The sequence below is a fragment of the Providencia sp. PROV048 genome (genome assembly GCF_033688165.1).
GTDB lineage: Bacteria > Pseudomonadota > Gammaproteobacteria > Enterobacterales > Enterobacteriaceae > Providencia > Providencia hangzhouensis.
Genome location: NZ_CP096360.1, coordinates 3,480,368 through 3,499,044 on the forward strand (window position 1 = coordinate 3,480,368; position 18,677 = coordinate 3,499,044).

At 42.1% G+C, this 18,677-nt stretch carries 21 protein-coding genes; 14 read left to right on the top strand and 7 right to left on the bottom strand.

The genetic code is table 11. The annotated features are described in order from the left end of the window. Window positions 1-437: 437 nt before the first annotated feature. The 11 genes from kdsD (at window position 438) to rnk (ending at window position 8,098) form a co-directional block, all read left to right on the top strand. A complete protein-coding gene (kdsD, locus tag M1F26_RS15470; RefSeq protein ID WP_036958027.1) occupies window positions 438-1,406 on the top strand; it encodes an arabinose-5-phosphate isomerase KdsD in 969 nt (322 codons plus the stop codon). 14 nt (window positions 1,407-1,420) lie between these two features. Beyond that, on the top strand, window positions 1,421-1,981 hold the full coding sequence (gene kdsC / locus M1F26_RS15475) for a 3-deoxy-manno-octulosonate-8-phosphatase KdsC (protein WP_140171505.1): 561 nt from the start codon (window positions 1,421-1,423) through the stop codon (window positions 1,979-1,981). A gap of 16 nt (window positions 1,982-1,997) precedes the next feature. Beyond that, complete coding sequence (lptC, locus tag M1F26_RS15480; RefSeq protein ID WP_004258294.1) at window positions 1,998-2,573, top strand: LPS export ABC transporter periplasmic protein LptC; 576 nt, start codon at window positions 1,998-2,000, stop codon at window positions 2,571-2,573. A 1-nt stretch (window position 2,574) separates the two neighbouring features. Continuing rightward, window positions 2,575-3,135 carry a lipopolysaccharide ABC transporter substrate-binding protein LptA gene (gene lptA / locus M1F26_RS15485; RefSeq protein WP_004908264.1) on the top strand — a complete coding sequence of 187 codons (561 nt, stop codon included), beginning with the start codon at window positions 2,575-2,577 and terminating at the stop codon, window positions 3,133-3,135. Between the two features lie 5 nt (window positions 3,136-3,140). Continuing rightward, complete coding sequence (gene lptB / locus M1F26_RS15490; RefSeq protein ID WP_004908261.1) at window positions 3,141-3,866, top strand: LPS export ABC transporter ATP-binding protein; 726 nt, start codon at window positions 3,141-3,143, stop codon at window positions 3,864-3,866. A gap of 41 nt (window positions 3,867-3,907) precedes the next feature. Further along, window positions 3,908-5,353 (top strand): RNA polymerase factor sigma-54, encoded by a 1,446-nt coding sequence (gene rpoN, locus M1F26_RS15495; RefSeq protein WP_140171504.1) that lies wholly within the window; start codon window positions 3,908-3,910, stop codon window positions 5,351-5,353. Between the two features lie 22 nt (window positions 5,354-5,375). Next, entirely contained in the window at window positions 5,376-5,663 is a 288-nt protein-coding gene (hpf, locus tag M1F26_RS15500; RefSeq protein WP_004258306.1) for a ribosome hibernation promoting factor, read from the top strand. A 93-nt stretch (window positions 5,664-5,756) separates the two neighbouring features. Further along, the gene (gene ptsN / locus M1F26_RS15505) at window positions 5,757-6,224 is read left to right on the top strand and encodes a PTS IIA-like nitrogen regulatory protein PtsN (RefSeq protein WP_004258311.1); all 468 of its coding nucleotides are present in this window, start codon (window positions 5,757-5,759) and stop codon (window positions 6,222-6,224) included. Window positions 6,225-6,343: 119 nt separating this feature from the next. Beyond that, complete coding sequence (rapZ, locus tag M1F26_RS15510; RefSeq protein WP_004258318.1) at window positions 6,344-7,195, top strand: RNase adapter RapZ; 852 nt, start codon at window positions 6,344-6,346, stop codon at window positions 7,193-7,195. A 5-nt stretch (window positions 7,196-7,200) separates the two neighbouring features. Continuing rightward, complete coding sequence (npr, locus tag M1F26_RS15515; protein WP_004258320.1) at window positions 7,201-7,473, top strand: PTS phosphocarrier protein NPr; 273 nt, start codon at window positions 7,201-7,203, stop codon at window positions 7,471-7,473. A 214-nt stretch (window positions 7,474-7,687) separates the two neighbouring features. Then, complete coding sequence (gene rnk / locus M1F26_RS15520) at window positions 7,688-8,098, top strand: nucleoside diphosphate kinase regulator (protein WP_004908251.1); 411 nt, start codon at window positions 7,688-7,690, stop codon at window positions 8,096-8,098. Window positions 8,099-8,231: 133 nt separating this feature from the next. On the opposite strand, the gene pmbA is transcribed toward rnk, so the two are convergent. Beyond that, window positions 8,232-9,572: a metalloprotease PmbA gene (gene pmbA / locus M1F26_RS15525; RefSeq protein ID WP_140171503.1), complete on the bottom strand. Its 1,341-nt coding sequence runs from the start codon at window positions 9,570-9,572 to the stop codon at window positions 8,232-8,234. Between the two features lie 185 nt (window positions 9,573-9,757). Here pmbA and yjgA point away from each other — a divergent pair, with 185 nt between their 5' ends. From yjgA to M1F26_RS15540, 3 genes are all read left to right on the top strand, one after another. Then, complete coding sequence (yjgA, locus tag M1F26_RS15530) at window positions 9,758-10,303, top strand: ribosome biogenesis factor YjgA (RefSeq protein WP_004258329.1); 546 nt, start codon at window positions 9,758-9,760, stop codon at window positions 10,301-10,303. 173 nt (window positions 10,304-10,476) lie between these two features. Then, entirely contained in the window at window positions 10,477-10,710 is a 234-nt protein-coding gene (locus M1F26_RS15535; protein WP_094961512.1) for a hypothetical protein, read from the top strand. Continuing rightward, the gene (locus M1F26_RS15540; RefSeq protein ID WP_140171502.1) at window positions 10,707-11,036 is read left to right on the top strand and encodes a low molecular weight protein tyrosine phosphatase family protein; all 330 of its coding nucleotides are present in this window, start codon (window positions 10,707-10,709) and stop codon (window positions 11,034-11,036) included. The genes M1F26_RS15535 and M1F26_RS15540 overlap by 4 nt, the downstream gene beginning before the upstream one ends. On the opposite strand, the gene M1F26_RS15545 is transcribed toward M1F26_RS15540, so the two are convergent. The 6 genes from M1F26_RS15545 to yhdP all read right to left on the bottom strand — a co-directional run bounded on the left by M1F26_RS15545 (window position 11,033) and on the right by yhdP (window position 18,673). After that, window positions 11,033-11,620, bottom strand: a complete 588-nt coding sequence (locus M1F26_RS15545; protein ID WP_094961511.1) for an RBBP9/YdeN family alpha/beta hydrolase — start codon at window positions 11,618-11,620, stop codon at window positions 11,033-11,035. The genes M1F26_RS15540 and M1F26_RS15545 overlap by 4 nt on opposite strands. A gap of 60 nt (window positions 11,621-11,680) precedes the next feature. Further along, window positions 11,681-11,968, bottom strand: coding sequence for a barstar family protein (locus tag M1F26_RS15550; protein ID WP_096864405.1), 288 nt, complete (start codon window positions 11,966-11,968; stop codon window positions 11,681-11,683). Between the two features lie 13 nt (window positions 11,969-11,981). Continuing rightward, window positions 11,982-12,470 carry a ribonuclease domain-containing protein gene (locus tag M1F26_RS15555; RefSeq protein ID WP_140171501.1) on the bottom strand — a complete coding sequence of 163 codons (489 nt, stop codon included), beginning with the start codon at window positions 12,468-12,470 and terminating at the stop codon, window positions 11,982-11,984. Window positions 12,471-12,579: 109 nt separating this feature from the next. Further along, window positions 12,580-14,025, bottom strand: a complete 1,446-nt coding sequence (gene tldD, locus M1F26_RS15560) for a metalloprotease TldD (RefSeq protein ID WP_140171500.1) — start codon at window positions 14,023-14,025, stop codon at window positions 12,580-12,582. A gap of 5 nt (window positions 14,026-14,030) precedes the next feature. After that, entirely contained in the window at window positions 14,031-14,882 is an 852-nt protein-coding gene (gene nit1 / locus M1F26_RS15565; protein WP_004258360.1) for a deaminated glutathione amidase, read from the bottom strand. Beyond that, window positions 14,882-18,673, bottom strand: coding sequence for an AsmA2 domain-containing protein YhdP (gene yhdP / locus M1F26_RS15570; RefSeq protein WP_140171499.1), 3,792 nt, complete (start codon window positions 18,671-18,673; stop codon window positions 14,882-14,884). Before yhdP ends, nit1 begins: the two co-directional genes overlap by 1 nt. Window positions 18,674-18,677: the final 4 nt, after the last annotated feature.

An 18,677-nucleotide genomic window follows, 5' to 3' on the forward strand; every position in this document is an offset into this window, starting at 1 on the left:
TCCGTTCAGATGTTACCGAAAGATAAACTGAAAATCGTCAAATATCACAACAAAATAGAATTTATAGTATTATAGCGTCGAAAATATGACTTTTAGAATTACAACTCTGTTTTTATCAAAAGGAAACAGAGAAAAAACAATATAATTTATTTATAGTCAGCAAAAACTATCACTATTAACAGCAGATAGCTCTTAGAATGTTGTGATTACCTAACTTGAGGATACGCGAATTTGCATATCTGTTTTTGGTTCAAGATGCTAATAAAACCATCTTGTACGTATTAAATTCTACATCGAAGCACCCTAAAATACTCATTAAGTATAAAACTAACATTAAAAAGTGCTTAACTGACAAAATACTTACTGATACTAAGTATTCGTTATACAATTTGATTTCGCTAATCCGATTAACTTAAAAGCTACGCATGGAACTAGAAATGTCAAACTTCGATTTTCAGAAAGTAGGTAAAGAAGTTCTCCATATCGAACACGAAGGTTTAAAAAACCTAGAACAATATATCAATACTGACTTTGACAACGCTTGCCAGCTTATTTTTAACTGTGAAGGCAAAGTCGTCGTAATGGGAATGGGGAAATCGGGGCATATTGGCCGTAAAATTGCCGCTACACTAGCAAGTACAGGAACGCCATCATTTTTTGTTCACCCAGGGGAAGCTAGCCACGGTGACCTTGGGATGATTACTCATAAAGATGTTGTGTTAGCTATTTCAAATTCTGGTGAGTCAGGGGAAATTTTAGCCTTACTTCCTGTTTTAAAAAGAATTAAAGTGCCTTTAATCTGTATGACTAACAACCCTGAAAGTAATATGGGAAAATATGCAGATGTCCACTTGTGTATCAAAGTACCTCAAGAAGCCTGTCCTTTGGGGCTAGCACCGACCACGAGTACAACAGCGACACTTGTAATGGGAGATGCATTAGCTATTGCCTTATTAACTGCACGCGGGTTCACGGCGAATGATTTTGCGCTTTCGCATCCAGGTGGCGCACTTGGGCGCAAACTTTTACTCCTCGTTCGTGATTTAATGAATACGGGTGATGAAATCCCCCATATTCCTAAAAGCGCGTCTTTACGTGAGGCTTTAGTGGAAATCACCCGTAAAAAACTGGGGATGACAGTCATTTGTGATGATGACATGAATATTGAAGGTATTTTCACTGATGGGGATTTACGCCGTATCTTTGATATGGGAATCGACCTAAATAACGCTAAAATTGCTGATTTAATGACCCCCGGTGGAATTCGGGTATCACCAACAATGCTAGCGGTTGAAGCACTAAATTTAATGCAATCTCGGCACGTGACTTCGTTATTAGTCGCAAATGATAATAAATTAGTCGGTGTGCTACATATGCATGATCTGCTACAAGCCGGTGTTGTATAACATAAGGAAATACCATGACGTCTATCTTTTTGGAAACCTGCTATGGCCCTGTTGCCAATACTGTTTTAAATAAAGCAGAAAAAATCAAATTACTGATCTGTGATGTTGATGGTGTCATGTCAGATGGCTTGGTCTATATGGGGAATAATGGCGAGGAACTCAAAGCTTTTAATGTCCGTGACGGCTATGGGATACGCTGCTTATTAACTTCCGGTATTGAAATCGCCATCATAACAGGAAGAAAAGCGAAACTTCTTGAAGATAGGGCTCAAACATTAGGCATTACATATCTTTACCAAGGTCAAAGCGATAAGCTTTTGGCGTATTACGAACTGTTAGATACACTACAATTATCAGCTGAAGAAATAGCTTATATTGGAGACGACCTGATTGACTGGCCTGTTATGGCCAAAGTAGGCTTATCCGTCGCCGTCGCTGATGCCCATCCTTTGTTATTACCGAGAGCTGATTACGTGACTCGTATTGGTGGGGGAAAAGGTGCAGTCCGCGAACTTTGTGACCTTATTTTGCTTTCTCAAGACAAACTGGAAGAAGCAAAAGGTTTATCAATATAACGAATAGATTGAATTCATGAGCAATGCGAAGAAGTGGTTAATTGTTATTTTATCCTTAGTAGTATTAGGCCTTATCGGCTGGAATTTAGCGGGTAATGATTCCGACAGTGCAGAGGATAAAGTAATTAATGATGGGCAACCTAATTATCAAACTGATGATTCAGTGACTTTTGTCTATAATCCAACGGGTAATTTAGCGTATAAACTCGTTTCAGAGAAAATAGATAATTATACTGAAGGAAAAATCACGTGGTTTTCGAAACCTGTTCTAACCACTTATAACGAAGCTGGCGAGCCAACCTGGACGGTTAAGGCTTTCAAAGCACGGTTAACGAACGATAGAATTCTCTATTTATATAGCGATGTTCAGGTTGATAGCTTAACCAAAGAGTCGCAGATCCAACGAATTACAACTGAGAGTGCAGTTGTCAATTTGACAACACAAGACGTTTCATCTGATGATAAAGTGACCATTATTGGACATGGTCTCAATTCTACCGGTATGAAAATGAAGGGAAACCTTCGTACAAAAACGGCTGAATTAATCGAAGATGTAAAAACTCATTATGTGTTACAACCAGAAGAGCATTAAAATGAATCAAGTAACTAAGAAACGTTTTATTCAAGGAGCTGTTGCCAGTGCAATTTTGGCTCTTAGCCTACCTGCGATGGCATTAAAAAGTGATACGCAGCAGCCAATGACGATTAATTCGGTCAAACAATCTCTTGATTTAGAAAAAAACGTCACCACCTTTACTGATGATGTTGTTATTAAACAAGGTTCTATTGATATCAGAGCCAATAAAGTGGTTGTAACACGTCCAAGTAGTGACTCGGATAAAATTGTGATTGAGGCCTTTGGGACCCCGGTTACCTTTTACCAATTACAGGATGATGGTAAACCGATTAAAGGCCATGCCAGCAAAGCCCGTTATGAGGTTGATAAACAACTCGTCACATTAACAGGTAATGCCTATCTTGAGCAGTTAGACAGCAATATTCAGGGTGACAAAATTACCTATTTAGTTCCAACGCAACAAATGGAAGCGTTTAGTGATAAAGGTAAACGCGTCACCACCGTGATACTGCCGGCACAATTGCAAGAAAAAGGCCCTGCGGCAAATAAAAATTCATCAGCAAGTAAGAGTAAATAACTGTTATGGCGACACTAACCGCTGAAAATCTAGCTAAAGCCTATAAAAAACGTAAAGTCGTTGAAGATGTCAGCTTGGAAGTTAAATCAGGTGAAATCGTTGGCTTATTGGGGCCAAATGGTGCCGGTAAAACAACGACCTTTTATATGGTGGTGGGTATTGTTCAGCGGGACGCTGGCAAAATTATGATTGATGGTGAAGATATCAGCCTTCTACCGCTGCATGAACGTGCGCGCCGCGGAATTGGCTATCTTCCTCAAGAAGCCTCAATTTTTCGCCGCCTCAGTGTTTATGATAACTTAATGGCTGTGTTAGAAATTCGCGAAGATTTGAGTTCCCAACAACGTAAAGAACGTGCTGAAGAACTGATGGAAGAATTTAGTATTACTCATCTTCGCGACAGCATGGGGCAGTCGCTATCTGGTGGGGAACGCCGTCGTGTTGAAATTGCTCGTGCACTTGCTGCTAACCCAAAATTTATTTTATTAGACGAACCTTTTGCGGGTGTTGACCCTATTTCCGTCTTAGATATCAAAAAAATTATTCAGCACTTAAGGGATTACGGCCTCGGTGTGTTAATCACCGACCATAACGTGCGTGAAACCTTAGATGTGTGTGAAAGAGCCTATATTGTCAGCCAAGGGCACTTAATTGCTCATGGGTCACCAACCATGATCTTAGAGAACGAGCAAGTAAAACGTGTATACTTGGGTGAAGGTTTCCGGTTATAAATTACCGTGTTGTCATTTTTTAGGGAGATTAAAGCAGATTCATGAAGCAAAGTTTGCAGCTTAGAGTCAGTCAACAACTTGCAATGACCCCTCAATTGCAGCAAGCTATCCGCTTGTTGCAGCTGTCTACACTTGAGCTTCAGCAAGAAATTCAACTCGCCTTGGAAACAAACCCACTGCTTGAGCAAGAAGAATTAAATCCCGAGACTGAATCTATTGACTCCCTGAATGAAAATGCGGATACCAGTGAGCTTGATACCAAAGATGCGCTCGAAAACCATGATATGCCGGATGAGCTCCCTTTAGATACTAATTGGGATGAAATATATACGGCAGGAACGCCGTCAGGCACCAGTAATGATTATAATTTTGATGAACTCCCTGTTTATCAAGGTGAAACTACGCAAACATTACAAGATTACCTGACGTGGCAAGCTGAACTGACCCCTTTTACTGACACGGACAGAGCAATCGCTACTGCCATTATTGATTCAATAGATGATTCCGGTTACCTGACAACAGCCATTTCTGATATACATGAAGGGATTGATAACCCAGAGATTAGTATTGAAGAAGTCATTGCTGTCCTAAAGCGTATTCAGCATTTCGACCCGCTGGGTGTTGCAGCACAAGATTTAAAAGAGTGTTTATTAATCCAATTGTCGCTGTATCCTCAGCAAACTGATGGGCTACAAGATGCAAAGCGCATTATTAGTAACCATATTGATTTGCTGGCTAACCGTGATTTTCGCCAGCTGGGTAAATTAACTCGCTTAAAAGAAGATGCACTAAAAACCGCGATAGACCTGATTTTAACGCTAAATCCAAAACCCGGCCAATCCATCAATACTGGGGAATCAGAATACGTCATTCCTGATGTTTTAGTGAAAAAAATCGCAGGGCACTGGCAAGTTGAATTAAATACAGATAGCATCCCTAAACTAAGTATTAATAACCATTATGCTTCGATGCTAAACAATTCAGCAAATGAAGATGACTCTCAATATATTCGTAGTCATCTACAAGATGCAAAATGGCTGATTAAAAGCCTTGAGAGCCGCCACGAGACACTATTAAAAGTCGCGACTTGTATTGTAGAACAGCAACAAGAATTCTTTGAGCTGGGTGAGGAACACATGAAACCGATGATACTGGCCGATATCGCCTATCAAGTGGACATGCATGAATCAACTATCTCACGAGTGACAACTCAAAAGTTTCTCCATAGCCCACGAGGCATTTTTGAGTTGAAATATTTTTTCTCCAGCCATGTCAATACGGACACAGGTGGCGAAGCCTCCTCAACCGCAATTCGAGCATTGGTGAAAAAACTGGTTGCTGCTGAAAACCCAGCAAAACCATTGAGTGACAGTAAATTGGCGAGTATGCTTGCAGAACAAGGCATTCAAGTCGCTCGCAGAACTGTTGCTAAGTATCGAGAATCGTTATCCATTCCGCCCTCTAACCAGCGTAAGCAACTGGTTTAATTGATAAAATAAGGAAGATTGTATGGAATTTCAGATTACTGGACACAATATTGAAGTTACTCCTGCATTGCGCGAGACTGTTGAGAAAAAACTCAAAAAATTGGAGCAATTATTTGATCGCATTAATGGTATCCAAGTTGTCTTGAAAGTTGAAAAAGTTCAGCAAATTGCTGAAGCAACCGTGCAAGTTAATGGAGCGGATCTCCACGCATCAGCGGAAGAAAATGATATGTACGCTGCTATAGATATACTCGTAGACAAGCTGTCGCGCCAATTAACCAAACATAAAGAAAAACTGAGACAACATTAATGCATTGATGCGGCTTATTAATTAGCCGAATAATGTTTCAAACCAGATGGTGGGATACACCATCTGGTTTTGTAGTCCTAAGTGAACAATAAAATGAATAGTGATATAGAAATCCAGTTAAACGTTGTTTTATCATCAGCCTGTACACGTAATAATATTGTGTGCACGAGTAAAAAAAGAGCTTTAGAAATTATTAGTGAGCTGGCTGCCGTTGAATTGGAATTACCTGAAAATACGGTATTTGAAGCGTTATTAACCAGAGAAAAAGTTGGCACAACAGGTATTGGTGGTGGTATTGCCATTCCTCATGGAAAGCTGAATGAAGGTGAAAGTAGCCGTGCTGTCGGCGTCTTTTTACATCTAGAGGAACCCATTGCTTTTGATGCAATTGATAATCAACCTGTGGACTTGCTTTTCGCTTTACTTGTGCCATCTGACCAATGTAAAACGCACCTGCATACGTTGTCGCTTATCGCCAAAAAACTAGCCGATAAAACGCTCTGTAAACGCCTACGCAGTGCACAAAGTGATGAAGAGCTATACAGCATAATTACAGAGTAAGTGATAAATTATGTATCTTGCCATATGCAAATGATATTGTTATGGTTTCTAAATAATATTAATTGGCAAGTACTGCTTTTCAAGAAACTCATTATTAGGAAACAAAAGGGAGCAAGCTCATGGTGCTGATGATAGTCAGCGGCCGTTCCGGTTCGGGGAAATCCGTTGCCTTACGTGCGCTGGAAGATATGGGTTTCTATTGCGTAGATAACCTACCGGTTGTATTACTACCGGAGTTAGCGAATTCACTGGCTGATCGTAACATTTCAGCAGCGGTTAGTATCGACGTGCGTAATATGCCCGATAATCCAGAGATTTTCGAAGAAGCGATTGATAAATTGCCTTCAACCTTCTCTCCTCAATTGTTGTTTCTAGATGCTGACCGCAACACGCTTATTCGCCGTTACAGTGACACTCGTCGGTTGCACCCACTTTCAAGTAAAAATCTTTCACTTGAGAGCGCAATAGATGAAGAAAATGAGTTACTTGAGCCTTTACGCTCTCGTGCTGATTTAGTCATCGATACTTCTGAAATGTCCGTTCATGAATTAGCTGAAATGCTAAGAACACGTTTGATGGGCAAGCGTGAGCGTGAACTGACAATGGTGTTTGAATCCTTTGGTTTCAAACATGGTATTCCTATTGATGCCGATTATGTATTCGATGTACGGTTTTTACCCAACCCACACTGGGACCCGAAATTGCGCCCGATGACAGGCCTTGACCGGCCAGTCGCTGCATTCTTGGATAGGCATACTGAAGTCCATAACTTCATCTATCAAACTCGTAGCTATTTAGAATTATGGCTGCCGATGTTAGAAACCAATAACCGTAGCTACTTAACTGTTGCAATTGGCTGTACGGGAGGTAAACACCGTTCCGTGTATGTCGCAGAGCAACTTGCCGACTATTTCCGTTCCCGTGGTAAAAACGTGCAGTCACGCCACAGAACATTGGAAAAGCGCAAATAACAGCAATGACAGTAAAAGCCACAATAACGCTCAAAAATCGGCTTGGAATGCATGCAAGGCCTGCTATGTTACTCTATGATTTAGTTAAACAATTTAACTCAAGAGTTATTTTGCGTAATAATAATCAAATTGAGGCTGAGGCCGATAGCGTTATTGCGATGTTGATGTTAGACTCAGAACAAGGCAGTAAGATTGATATCGAAGTTAGCGGCCCAGATGAAAACCAGGCCTTGTCCGCAATTATCAACCTATTCGAAAACAGGTTTGATGAAGAATAGCGGATATCGCTGATGAAAAGCAGCTGAGTTTCAAGCTAGCTACTGATAATATCAATCAGTAGATTTTTATCTAGGCAGGCTTAGAGATCGTGATCATGATCTCTTCCCTTTAAAGCGTATAGCGCCTAATATTTTAAACAAACTTATTTCTAGCGACACCCCCTACCTTATGGGTGGGGGGTGTTTGCTTTGTATGTCTCTATTGGAGTGTGGTATGACAAAGCCAACAATTATTATCAATGATTTAGATGCTGAACGTTTAGATGCACTGATGGAACAGCCGGCTTATGCGGGCACACCAGTTGCCGAAGCGCTCAATGATGAACTTGACCGTGCAGATATTTTAAGCCCGCAAGAGATCCCTGCGGATGTGGTCACGATGAACAGTACCGTTCGCTTTTTGGATTTAATCAGCAACGAAGAACGCACGCGCACCTTAGTTTACCCTGCGTCCCTGAAAGATAGTGCAGAACAACTGTCTGTTATGGCACCGATTGGGGCAGCTTTGTTGGGCTTGCATGTAAACGATGAAATCAGCTGGGAACTGCCAAACGGCGTGCAAACACGTGTTCGCGTATTGGAAATCGTTTATCAGCCAGAAGCAGCAGGTGAGTTCCACCGTTAATCATGATAACGGCTGAATTAAGGAAGGCTTAGCGAAAAAAGTTTTATTTAAAAAACTCAGGTAAGTCCTCTGACATATTCAGGCACTCAATTGAGTGCCTTTTTTGTTGCCTTTAAATGGGCAGAGTAGAAACCTACTCCCCAGCAATACTCATTTCTGGGATCAATACCGAACCACACTGAATATTACTGCGGGTTTCAATATCATCGGCAATAGTGACCATATTCGCCCACATCTCTTTTAGATTTCCAGCAATGGTAATCTCACTCACAGGATATTGAATTTCACCGTTTTCGACCCAAAAACCTGAAGCCCCACGAGAGTAATCACCTGTGATACCACTAACCCCTTGTCCCATTAATTCAGTAACGATTAGCCCTGTTCCCATTTGTTTCAGCAATGCATCGAATGAAAGCCCTTGGCCTGCAATACGCCAGTTATGGATACCTCCAGCATGCCCCGTACTTTGTAAACCCAATTTTCTTGCAGAATAGCTGGTCATTAACCACGTTTGCAAAACGCCATTTTCGACAATATTGCGCTCACAGGTACGTACGCCTTCGCTATCAAAAGGTGATGACGCCAACCCGCCCATTAAATGGGGTTGCTCATTGATAGTTAGCCAGCTTGGTAAAATTTGCTTTCCTAAGCTATCTAATAAAAAAGAGGATTTACGATAAATGCTGCTGCCACTAATCGCGCCCACTAAATGACCAAATAAGCCTGTTGCCACTTCTGCTGCAAAAATAACAGGGGCTTTCATCGTAGGTAATTTACGTGGCGATAAACGAGATAAAGTACGACGAGCACACTCCTGCCCAACCCACTCAGGCGACTGTAATGCCCCTAAGCTACGGCCAATCGTATAAGCGTAATCACGTTCCATCTCACCATTTTGCTCAGCAATCACACAACTTGACATCGAATAGCGGCTTGAACAATAGCTTTGCAGCATGCCATGGGAGTTACCAAATACACGAACCCCGTAGTGCCCATTAAAGCTACCGCCTTCCGTATTCACAATGCGGGAGTCTGCATTTAATGCTGACATTTCCGCAATCGACGCTAAGCGGATCGCTTCTTCAGGAGAAAGTTCGCTCGCTTGAAACAAATTGAGGTCTGGTGCTTCAAAAGCCAGCAAAGATTTGTCTGCCGGCCCTGCACACGGGTCTTCTGAGGTGTAGTTAGCAATATCAATTGCCGCCTGAACAGTCCGTTCAATAGCTTCAGGGCTTAAATCTGTTGAAGACGCACTGCCTTTACGTTGTTGATGGTAAACGGTGATCCCTAGCGCTCCATCACTGTTAAACTCAACATTTTCGACTTCCCCTTGGCGGGTACTCACACTAATCCCAGTGCTTTTGTTTACTGCGACTTCCGCAGCATCACAACGTGTTTTAGCAAATTCTAATGCGTGCGCGACGGCTTCTTCGAGTTTTTTACGTTGTTCGGTGACTTGTTCAGTTACACTCATGCTTTAGTCCAATCAATAATGTGGGGGAAACGTGATTTTCTGCCCTAACAAGCAAATGCTAGGTAGTCATAGAGGGGTTTTCCCAGTTACAATATATAATAGATGAATGTTAACACTCACAACACAGTAAATCATATTAATTACGCGTAATTAAACCACTGTGTTCGGTAAAAAGGAAAATCGATATGGCCAAACAGCCTGATGACTGGCTGGATGATATCCCAGCGCCGCAAGACGAAGAAGACGAGGAAATCATTTGGGTCAGTAAAAGCGAAATTAAACGCGATGCTGAGATCCTCAAAAAGTTAGGGGCTGAGCTCGTTGATTTAAGTAAAAGTGAATTAGAACGCATCCCGTTAGATACTCAATTACTTGAAGCCATTGAACTTGCCCAAAAAATCAAACGTGAAGGCCGTCGCCGCCAATTGCAATTGATTGGTAAGTTATTACGTTCACGTGAGGTTGAGCCCATTACTGAGGCTCTGGACAAGCTTAAAAACCGCCACAACCAGCAAGTGGTAATTTTACATAAACTGGAAGACTTACGTACCCGTTTATTAGATGGCGGTGATGAAGTCATTGAAGACGTGGTTGCCCTGTTCCCACAAACAGACAGGCAACAACTGCGTGCATTAGTCCGTAATGCAAAAAAAGAGCGTGAAGGCAACAAACCGCCAAAAGCTTATCGCCAAATCTTTCAATATTTGAAAGATCTCTCTGAAATGGCTTAATGAATTATCCCCTATGCTACGGCTAGGGGATTTTTTTTTGTAAATTAAGCAATAATCTGAAAAAGCCAGAAGCGTGTTGATAGCGCTGCCGAAACAACCTATCATGCCATTGTTAGACATACTCTGACCCGTATTATCGCGGCTGCTGAACCCCGATAAATAATGAGGAAGATATGGATAATACCCGAAATAGAGCATGGCGCAGAGCCAAAGCTCGAATCAATAAATCCCGTGATCAACTAAATTCACGACTAGTTGACTGCTATACACCTGAAAAAAACTGGAAACAAATGTACGGCCGTAGCGAAAAAATGATCCGTGCAGCCCAATTAGGTATGGCATACCCGCAAGTAAGTAATATACAGCTTGCCCGTATTAGCCTTGAAGAGATACACAACAACTCGTGAATATTTTATTCATTTGCAGTAAAAACCAATGGCGTAGTCCAACCGCTGAACAGATCTGGCGCAACCATGAAAGTTGGGTCACCCGTTCAGCGGGAACGAGCCGCAATGCGAAGCGCCCTGTTAATGCGGATTTAATCCGCTGGGCAGATGTAATTTTTGTGATGGAGCAAAAACATAAAAACCGCTTAAAAGCAGATTTCCCCCGCCTTTTGGAATACAAACCGCTTCATGTTCTGGATATTCCTGATGATTACCCATATATGGACCCAGAGTTGATTGAAATACTCAAAACCAGTGTGCCTAGTGTTCTTACCAACCATAACTAGCTAAAATGCGTTTTGATCGTATCAAGTAGTGTTTTGAACTCAGTATAGCCTTCTCTATCAAGGAAATGCCCAGCAGATTCCTCAATAATAACCTGTGTTTTTAAGGCCTCTGCCAATGCTTTCGAAGACCCCGGCGACACAATTTCATCATTGGTTGATATAATCGATATTCGATTATTTGCCACTTTTATGAGTTCGTCATAATTCAATGGTTCAACGGTGTGAGGCTGTAATTCAGGCAATGTAGGCTGTTCTTCGTCAAACCCTGATACCAATACATAACCTGCCACCGATTGCCCTGCATGTTGAAGAAACCGCAATGCAGTAACGCAACCTAAGCTATGGCCAATCAAAATCGTATTTTCATCAATATCAAAAGGTAAATGCTGCAAGCGCTGCTGCCACCTTTCAGGGTTGGGGGCTAAAGAGTCAGGCATGGTGGGGACGTTAACAAAAGCGCCTAAGGCTTCAAGCTCTGATTTCAACCATGGAAACCAATTTTTTTCAGGGGATGCCGTGTAACCATGAACAATAAGAAATTTTTTTTCTTTTAGTGGAAATGCAGTGCAAGTAACGTTATTCATCCTAAAGACCCCTATCAGCTCAGTTATCTTATTTAGACTTTACCATGAGTGATAGGAATATTAGTTAGAGCTTTTTGTTATATCTAAAGCAAAAATAAACTCTTCTTCCCACATGTCTTGTGCGTCATTCATCACATCAATAACATCTGCGAATTTTATACGTTGTTCCGCGGTCATATGTGAAAACGTGATGGTTACAGGTAACTCAATGCCTGCGGAAACCATGTCCCACAAAGCATCAAGATTATGACCAAACCAATCAGGAAGGGAAAATTGTTGAGCAAATTGGTCATAAAAATCATTCAATGAGTTTATCTGCCTGAAATCAAAGCTCACCTGTTTGCTCATCACGGTATTTCCTTTAGTTGACTTGTGTAAAGCTCTTATAATGGTCATGAGTCACAAAAATCATCCCATCTGATGAGTATAGCAAACGGTCCGCCCCGCGATGACCACAGCGATAATTAATGTCTGCTTCAAACCATTGGCGTCCTTGTGCAATGGGTAAACTTTTCTCACGGTTAGAAAAACGGTCGCCACCAATCGCTCTTCCAGGTAACACATCGCAAAGATTACCTTTTTTCGCATCCCATCCGGCTTCACGGGCTTGTTTTTTCGTCATATAGAAAGCGGGAAGTTTTTGATATTTTTCCATAAAACTAACCACGTTATCTTGTGCAGTCAGCTTATCAATCGGTTGTGGTGTTTCTTTTGGCGTTATCGCTTCACGAGAAGGTAGATTGCTTTGATTAACGGATGGTTCAGATGGTGTTTTATCTCCACCATTAAAATAAAGGCTAATCACAATCAAAATAGCCATCAATACGACGGGTAAAAAACGTTTATTCATAACACCTCAGTTGTTTTGTGCTTTGCAGGCACACAATCGCCCCAGTCACAACATCGACAAGAAGTTGTTACAAGGGCGAGCAGAGCCTAGTTTATATCGCCAAGAACGATTATGCGGTACCGCCAACAGTCAGTTTGTCCAGTTTTAATGTAGGTTGGCCTACACCAACAGGGACACTTTGGCCTTCTTTGCCACAAACACCAACGCCTTTATCTAGCGCTAAGTCATTACCAACCATTGAAATCTGCTGCATAGCTTCAACACCCGAGCCAATTAACGTCGCTCCCTTCACAGGAGAAGTAATCTTACCTTTTTCAATCAGGTAAGCTTCTGATGTTGAAAATACAAATTTACCTGAGGTGATATCTACCTGACCACCACCAAAGTTTGGTGCATAAATGCCTTTATCCACACTCGCAATAATTTCTTCTGGCGTTGATGTACCTGCTAACATGTAGGTATTGGTCATACGCGGCATAGGTAAGTGCGCATAAGATTCACGACGTGCATTACCTGTTGGAGCAACTCCCATCAGGCGTGCATTCAGTTTATCTTGAATATAATTACGTAAAATACCATTTTCTATTAGGACGTTATACTGCCCAGGTACCCCTTCGTCATCAATGGCGAGAGAGCCTCGACGGCCCGCTATCGTGCCATCATCCACCACAGTGCACAATGGTGATGCCACTTGTTCGCCTATTTGACCTGAAAAAACAGAGGTGCCGCGACGGTTAAAGTCACCTTCTAAACCATGGCCTACCGCTTCATGCAATAGAACCCCTGGCCAACCAGCACCCAGCACAACCGGCATCATTCCAGCAGGCGCTGCGATCGCAGACAAATTCACCAGCGCCATACGCACCGCTTCACGTGCATATTGCTCAGCAACCACTTGCCCTTGATGAATTTCCAAGAAATATTCGTAACCATAACGGCCACCACCGCCACTTGCACCGCGTTCGCGCTTACCGTCATGTTCCACCAGCACGCTGACCGACAAACGCACTAACGGGCGAATATCTGCCGCCAAAGTGCCATCTGTTGCGGCGACTAGCACTTGTTCATAAACACCCGTTAAACTGGCATTGACTTCGATAACACGTGGGTCTTCTGCGCGTGCAACTTGGTCAACACGGTGCAGCAAATCAATTTTTTGTTCCCGCGATAAGCTTTGCAGTGGGTCTGCTGCTGAATACAGTTTTTTATATTCAACATTAGTTAAAATTTGTGATTTACCAGAGCCTTGCTCATTCACAATGCTGCGTGCTGCGGTCGCACTTTGTGTCAGCGCATGTAGCGAAATTTGGTCTGCGTAAGCAAAACCGGTTTTTTCACCACTGACTGCTCTCACACCAACACCTTGGTCGATATTGTAAGAGCCATCTTTGATGATCCTATCTTCAAGCACCCATGATTCATGGAAGCTCGATTGAAAGAACAGATCCGCATAATCCAGATGGCGCTCAGATAACAAACCTAAAATGTCATACAGATTTTCTTGCCCAAGGCGGTTGGCGGCCAGCAAATGTTCGCTGACAGAAACTAAACTCATATTCGTTACTCTTTGGTTTCTTTTTTAATCAAGGATGTCAATTGCGGTCTAAAGCGGTTATGTTTCACCACTTTGATTTGCTCTCGCATGACACTCAAGCTGTCCGTTTTAATATTCAGTACCGTAGACGCAACTGCATCCACGTTCTTTTTCATCACTTTACCCCACCCATCAACTGCAAGGCTGTGCCCCCATGTGCGACGCGTACCGTGCACACCGACTTGAGCAGGCGCTAAAATATAGCATTGGTTTTCTATCGCACGAGCACGTAATAACGGCTCCCAATGTGCTTGACCGGTGTAACGGGTAAATGCAGCAGGTACAGAGATAATTTCTGCGCCTTGTTCACGTAATGCTTGGAATAAACCAGGAAAACGTAAATCATAGCAAATTGTCATGCCAAGACGACCAACGGGTGTATCAACGACAGTGATATGTTCACCGCGTTGATAAATCACAGACTCGTTATAGGTGCCTTGCTCGTCTTCGATATTGACATCAAACATATGAATTTTATCGTAGCGAGCTTTAATATTTCCTTCGGAATCAAATAATAAGCTACTACTTGTAATACGTTCAGGGTCTTCACGGCTAATCATTGGCATTGAGCCAATTAAAATCCAAACATGATAACGTTTGGCCATTTCGCTGATCGCACTTTGCAAAGGGCCTTTTCCTTGCTCTTCCGCTTGTTTACGATAAGTCGCCGCATCCGCAAATAACAATGCATTTTCAGGGGTCAGTACTAACTCAACAGTCTCTGGTAACTGTTTGATCTGTTGTTCGATTTGCGCCAAATTGTGTTTAGTATTATTTCCGCTACATAACTGCAAAAGTGCAACGTTGCCATTTTTCATTACTCTTGAGTCTCCTTCAGTTGACGTAATACTTCATCAATTTTCGGCTCGTCCAAACTACCTGTTACTCGGTAACGAATAACGGAAACTTTACTCCATAGTGGACCGAGCACTTTCGTTGCCGCAAATACGGCAGCGCCTGCAAATGGGTTTACTACAAACGCGGTTGCTACTCCTACTGTAGCAGATATTTCCGGTGTAATGACGGCTTCAACATTAATTTGGCGTTTAACAAGATCAATTTGGCCATTAAAAGCGATATCGGCAACTAAACCATCAACATAGGTATTTTTCGAAACCAGTACACCATTTTTAATGGTCGCATCCCCTTTAATGGAGTCAAAATCAAAGTCATCACTAAATGTATCGCTAAAATCAAATCGTAGTTTACGCAACAGGGCATCAAAACTGACTAGACGCAATATTTGCCCTGCACGACCACCGCCCATTTGTGCAATCGCTCCTTTGCCCAATTTTGCAGACATTTTACCATTTAAAGAGGCGATATCAGGTGACCAAGGCAAATTAGCCCAATCTAAATCAAATTCAATAGTATAAGGTGATTGGATAATGGGAACCAATATACCAAAATACGCCGCCGTTTCGTCAAAAGCTTCACCGGTTAATGAACCTGCAATTTGTGTTTTATTGCCTTTTTCGCTGTTCCAAATAGCATCTAACTTTAATTTCGTGACGCTGTTATCTAGCGTGCCATCTGTCAGTTGCAATAAAGTGCCTTTAGGTTGGATATTAGCGCTAATTTCCCCCAATTTCTGCCCAGCGACCCAACACTCTTTACAGTGAAACTGCAATTGTGGCCATTGGCTAAAATCAAATTGTGTTGTGGCAAGGTCATTGATTTGAGCACTAGAGGAAGTGCTAGGGTTGTAATACAAATAATCAATAGCGACCTGCCAAGGCTGTGAAGCAAAGATTTGTAACGAGCCTTTTAGGTTTTCACTGTTGATACTGACCAACTGCTCAGGCCGTTGTAAATCATAAGAAAAGTTTACTGCGTTCCATTGCTGCCCAGCGAGGTAGATTGATGGAATATTGACCTGGAGCATATCCGGCAAGCCAATATTCATACCACCTTCGCGGCTATGGGATGACACTAGTAACCCAGCTAATTTCTCCCAGTTCATATCAGTAATCGCTGGCAAATCGACAATAAAAGCTGAGTTTTTAGGGAGTTCAGGAATACCGTCACGCCATTGGGCAATATGGGCTTTTAATAAACTCAGAGGTTTGTCACTCAATCCCCATTGAGTATTAAAACCAATGCGCTTACCGATATCACCACCAACTACCAACTGTTCTGTTGTTCCTTTAGCCTGAACATTAATTTGCCCAAGTTCGGCTAATAGAGCGTTATCAATAGCGGGTAGCTGGCTTTTCAGTTGTTTTAGCCCTGCCGTGACATCGATTTGCAAGCCAACAGGTTCTTTCGCCGTATTTGGAATGGTGATGGCAACTTGGCTTTTCCAGTCAGTGGTTCCTGATAATTTTTGTTTAATCTCAGCAGGTAACATTGCCAACTTATTTACCACCCAGTTTCCGTTAATATTCACATCCACTAAATAATTTTTTGCTTGATCTGTAGTGGTGAAATCAACAGTAATTGGCTGTTCAAACCAGTGTCCACGCAGGTTGTCACCGCGTAAATCTCCATTGTTAAACTCAAAGCTGCCCGTTAAAGCAGAAATAGTGCTATCAATTGGCTGAATATATAAATCATTTTTATTGAGATTGACCTTTCCTTTGGCAACAACATCCTTACCCGCCACCAGTGGAATAGATAACCCTAACTGGCCATTAACAGTTCCCCCAATTTGTAACTCTTCAAGCGTATCGCCAATTGAGTGGTTCATCGGGGTATGCACAAAATATTGCTGGATTTGTTTGCCAGTTCCATTGATATCTGCATTGATATACAGCATTTCTTTAGTGTAATCAGGGATATTGGCATCAAGATTGGTTGCTGTGGCATCCGCCAGTTTTACCGTTGGTGCATGCATAAATAGCCCTGCACGCCTAAAGTCTAAATCCATATCTAAGTTCAATAATGCAGGCCATTCACTGTCATATTCGAATGTCGCATTACGCAGAGGGACATAAACTTGGAATTGCCCATCATTGTTATCGTATGGGAAATGAGCTGGGTCACCTTTATAGACCAACGTCGCATTATCTACACTACCTGCGATAATGGCTTTCGTCAGGTAATCCGCCACATCTTGCCCCATTAATTTTTGTGGGAAATAACGCCACGCATCCCCTGCATCATCTAAACGAATTCCGGCAAGAATGGCGAGATCGGCATAATTTCCTTTTTTCGCTTTTGCGTAACGAAACTCACCATTTGCCCAAAGAGACTGAGCTTGTACCTCTAATGATGGGCTCCACAGTTTAAATTCACTGTCATTATTTACCCAATGGAACTGACCTGTTGCCGTCTCTATTAAAAAAGGAGCTTTAAATTCATCGCGATAGTCCACTTCACTATCTTGCAAGCTAACTGTGGCACTACCACTTTGCATGCCACCAATTAAAACACCCGAAAAATGATTGACTGAAGGCAACTCTTTCCATTTTTTCCAGCTGACATTTTGCCAATCCATGTTGATTTGTACGTTTTCAGGCATGTTTTGTGTGATATCAAGGGCAAATTCACTCACTACACCAGTTGGTTGGCGATGTTGCCAATCTTGTACCATTTCAGGAGTCAAAAAAGAAAATGTGGGCAAAACTTCGCTTAAACGTTCGAGTTCAATATCTTTAGCACGGATGCGCCAATGGTCATTATCTTGATATTTTTTGCTGGCAGGCAAATACAATACAGAGACGCTCCCTTGCGGCCAGATAAACTCATTGGTTTTCAAGGTATCAAGCTCAGGAATGTTAAATAACCACCCATTCCCCTGCCTTTTCATTCGCAAAAGCAAATCATTAACTTGTAGGTTTTGGGCTAATTCGCCCGTTCCCCAGTTAGCTTCGCCTTGTCGTAGTTGAATAAGGCCGCTGTCAATTCGATGATTTCTCAGGGTTACCCAAGAAGACAGGCTAAAATTGGCATCCCGCAATGAAGTATTGTCACGCAGCCAGCGGCTAAGCCATGGCTGCATATCAATATTATCCGCTTGTAGATAAAAAATGCCGTCACTTAACACGCCGTTTTTATCTGACACATCAAGCTTTACTTGCAGATAGCCATGCTGCTTATTAATGGTTTCAAGACTCACAAAACCTTGAGCACGATGCCGTTCATTGTCATTCAGCCATGAAAGCTCGGGTAAAATCAGCGTTGTTTTTTGTTCAGAAGGTGTGAGGAAGGTTAATTGGCTTTCTTTTAATATAAAGTGGTCGAATTGCCGTAAAAATAGCTCTTCAATGCTATCTAAAGACTCGCCTTTCGCGGAGTCTCCAAGGCTTAAAGGAACTTTATAATCAACATTTAACTGATAGAAGGTTAAATCACGAAAGCGCCAGCGTAGAGAAAATAATGAGCTCCAGATATCTAACTCAACCGTAATGGTATTCGCGGTAGCATCCGTAGTTTTACTCTGTAAAGCGACATCGGATAACGTCAGTACAGGGCCAAAAGATTGCCAAGCTCCTTCGATTTTACCAATTTGTACAGATACATCGGTCTTTTTTTCAACATAATCGACCAGATCTTGTCGATAGTTGTCAATATTTGGCAGAAGAAAACGCAGCCCTGACAGCACTAATGCACACAGCAATAATATAACCGCGGTCGTCACCAGTGCTACACGTGGCAGTCGTCTCACTCAA

Bases quoted from the DNA above. Each gene is read 5' to 3' on its own strand.
- kdsD (WP_036958027.1), top strand. From the start codon at position 438: ATGTCAAACTTCGATTTTCAGAAAGTAGGTAAAGAAGTTCTCCATATC.
- kdsC (WP_140171505.1), top strand. From the start codon at position 1,421: ATGACGTCTATCTTTTTGGAAACCTGCTATGGCCCTGTTGCCAATACT.
- lptC (WP_004258294.1), top strand. From the start codon at position 1,998: ATGAGCAATGCGAAGAAGTGGTTAATTGTTATTTTATCCTTAGTAGTA.
- lptA (WP_004908264.1), top strand. From the start codon at position 2,575: ATGAATCAAGTAACTAAGAAACGTTTTATTCAAGGAGCTGTTGCCAGT.
- lptB (WP_004908261.1), top strand. From the start codon at position 3,141: ATGGCGACACTAACCGCTGAAAATCTAGCTAAAGCCTATAAAAAACGT.
- rpoN (WP_140171504.1), top strand. From the start codon at position 3,908: ATGAAGCAAAGTTTGCAGCTTAGAGTCAGTCAACAACTTGCAATGACC.
- hpf (WP_004258306.1), top strand. From the start codon at position 5,376: ATGGAATTTCAGATTACTGGACACAATATTGAAGTTACTCCTGCATTG.
- ptsN (WP_004258311.1), top strand. From the start codon at position 5,757: ATGAATAGTGATATAGAAATCCAGTTAAACGTTGTTTTATCATCAGCC.
- rapZ (WP_004258318.1), top strand. From the start codon at position 6,344: ATGGTGCTGATGATAGTCAGCGGCCGTTCCGGTTCGGGGAAATCCGTT.
- npr (WP_004258320.1), top strand. From the start codon at position 7,201: ATGACAGTAAAAGCCACAATAACGCTCAAAAATCGGCTTGGAATGCAT.
- rnk (WP_004908251.1), top strand. From the start codon at position 7,688: ATGACAAAGCCAACAATTATTATCAATGATTTAGATGCTGAACGTTTA.
- pmbA (WP_140171503.1), bottom strand. From the start codon at position 9,572: ATGAGTGTAACTGAACAAGTCACCGAACAACGTAAAAAACTCGAAGAA.
- yjgA (WP_004258329.1), top strand. From the start codon at position 9,758: ATGGCCAAACAGCCTGATGACTGGCTGGATGATATCCCAGCGCCGCAA.
- M1F26_RS15535 (WP_094961512.1), top strand. From the start codon at position 10,477: ATGGATAATACCCGAAATAGAGCATGGCGCAGAGCCAAAGCTCGAATC.
- M1F26_RS15545 (WP_094961511.1), bottom strand. From the start codon at position 11,620: ATGAATAACGTTACTTGCACTGCATTTCCACTAAAAGAAAAAAAATTT.
- M1F26_RS15550 (WP_096864405.1), bottom strand. From the start codon at position 11,968: ATGAGCAAACAGGTGAGCTTTGATTTCAGGCAGATAAACTCATTGAAT.
- M1F26_RS15555 (WP_140171501.1), bottom strand. From the start codon at position 12,470: ATGAATAAACGTTTTTTACCCGTCGTATTGATGGCTATTTTGATTGTG.
- tldD (WP_140171500.1), bottom strand. From the start codon at position 14,025: ATGAGTTTAGTTTCTGTCAGCGAACATTTGCTGGCCGCCAACCGCCTT.
- nit1 (WP_004258360.1), bottom strand. From the start codon at position 14,882: ATGAAAAATGGCAACGTTGCACTTTTGCAGTTATGTAGCGGAAATAAT.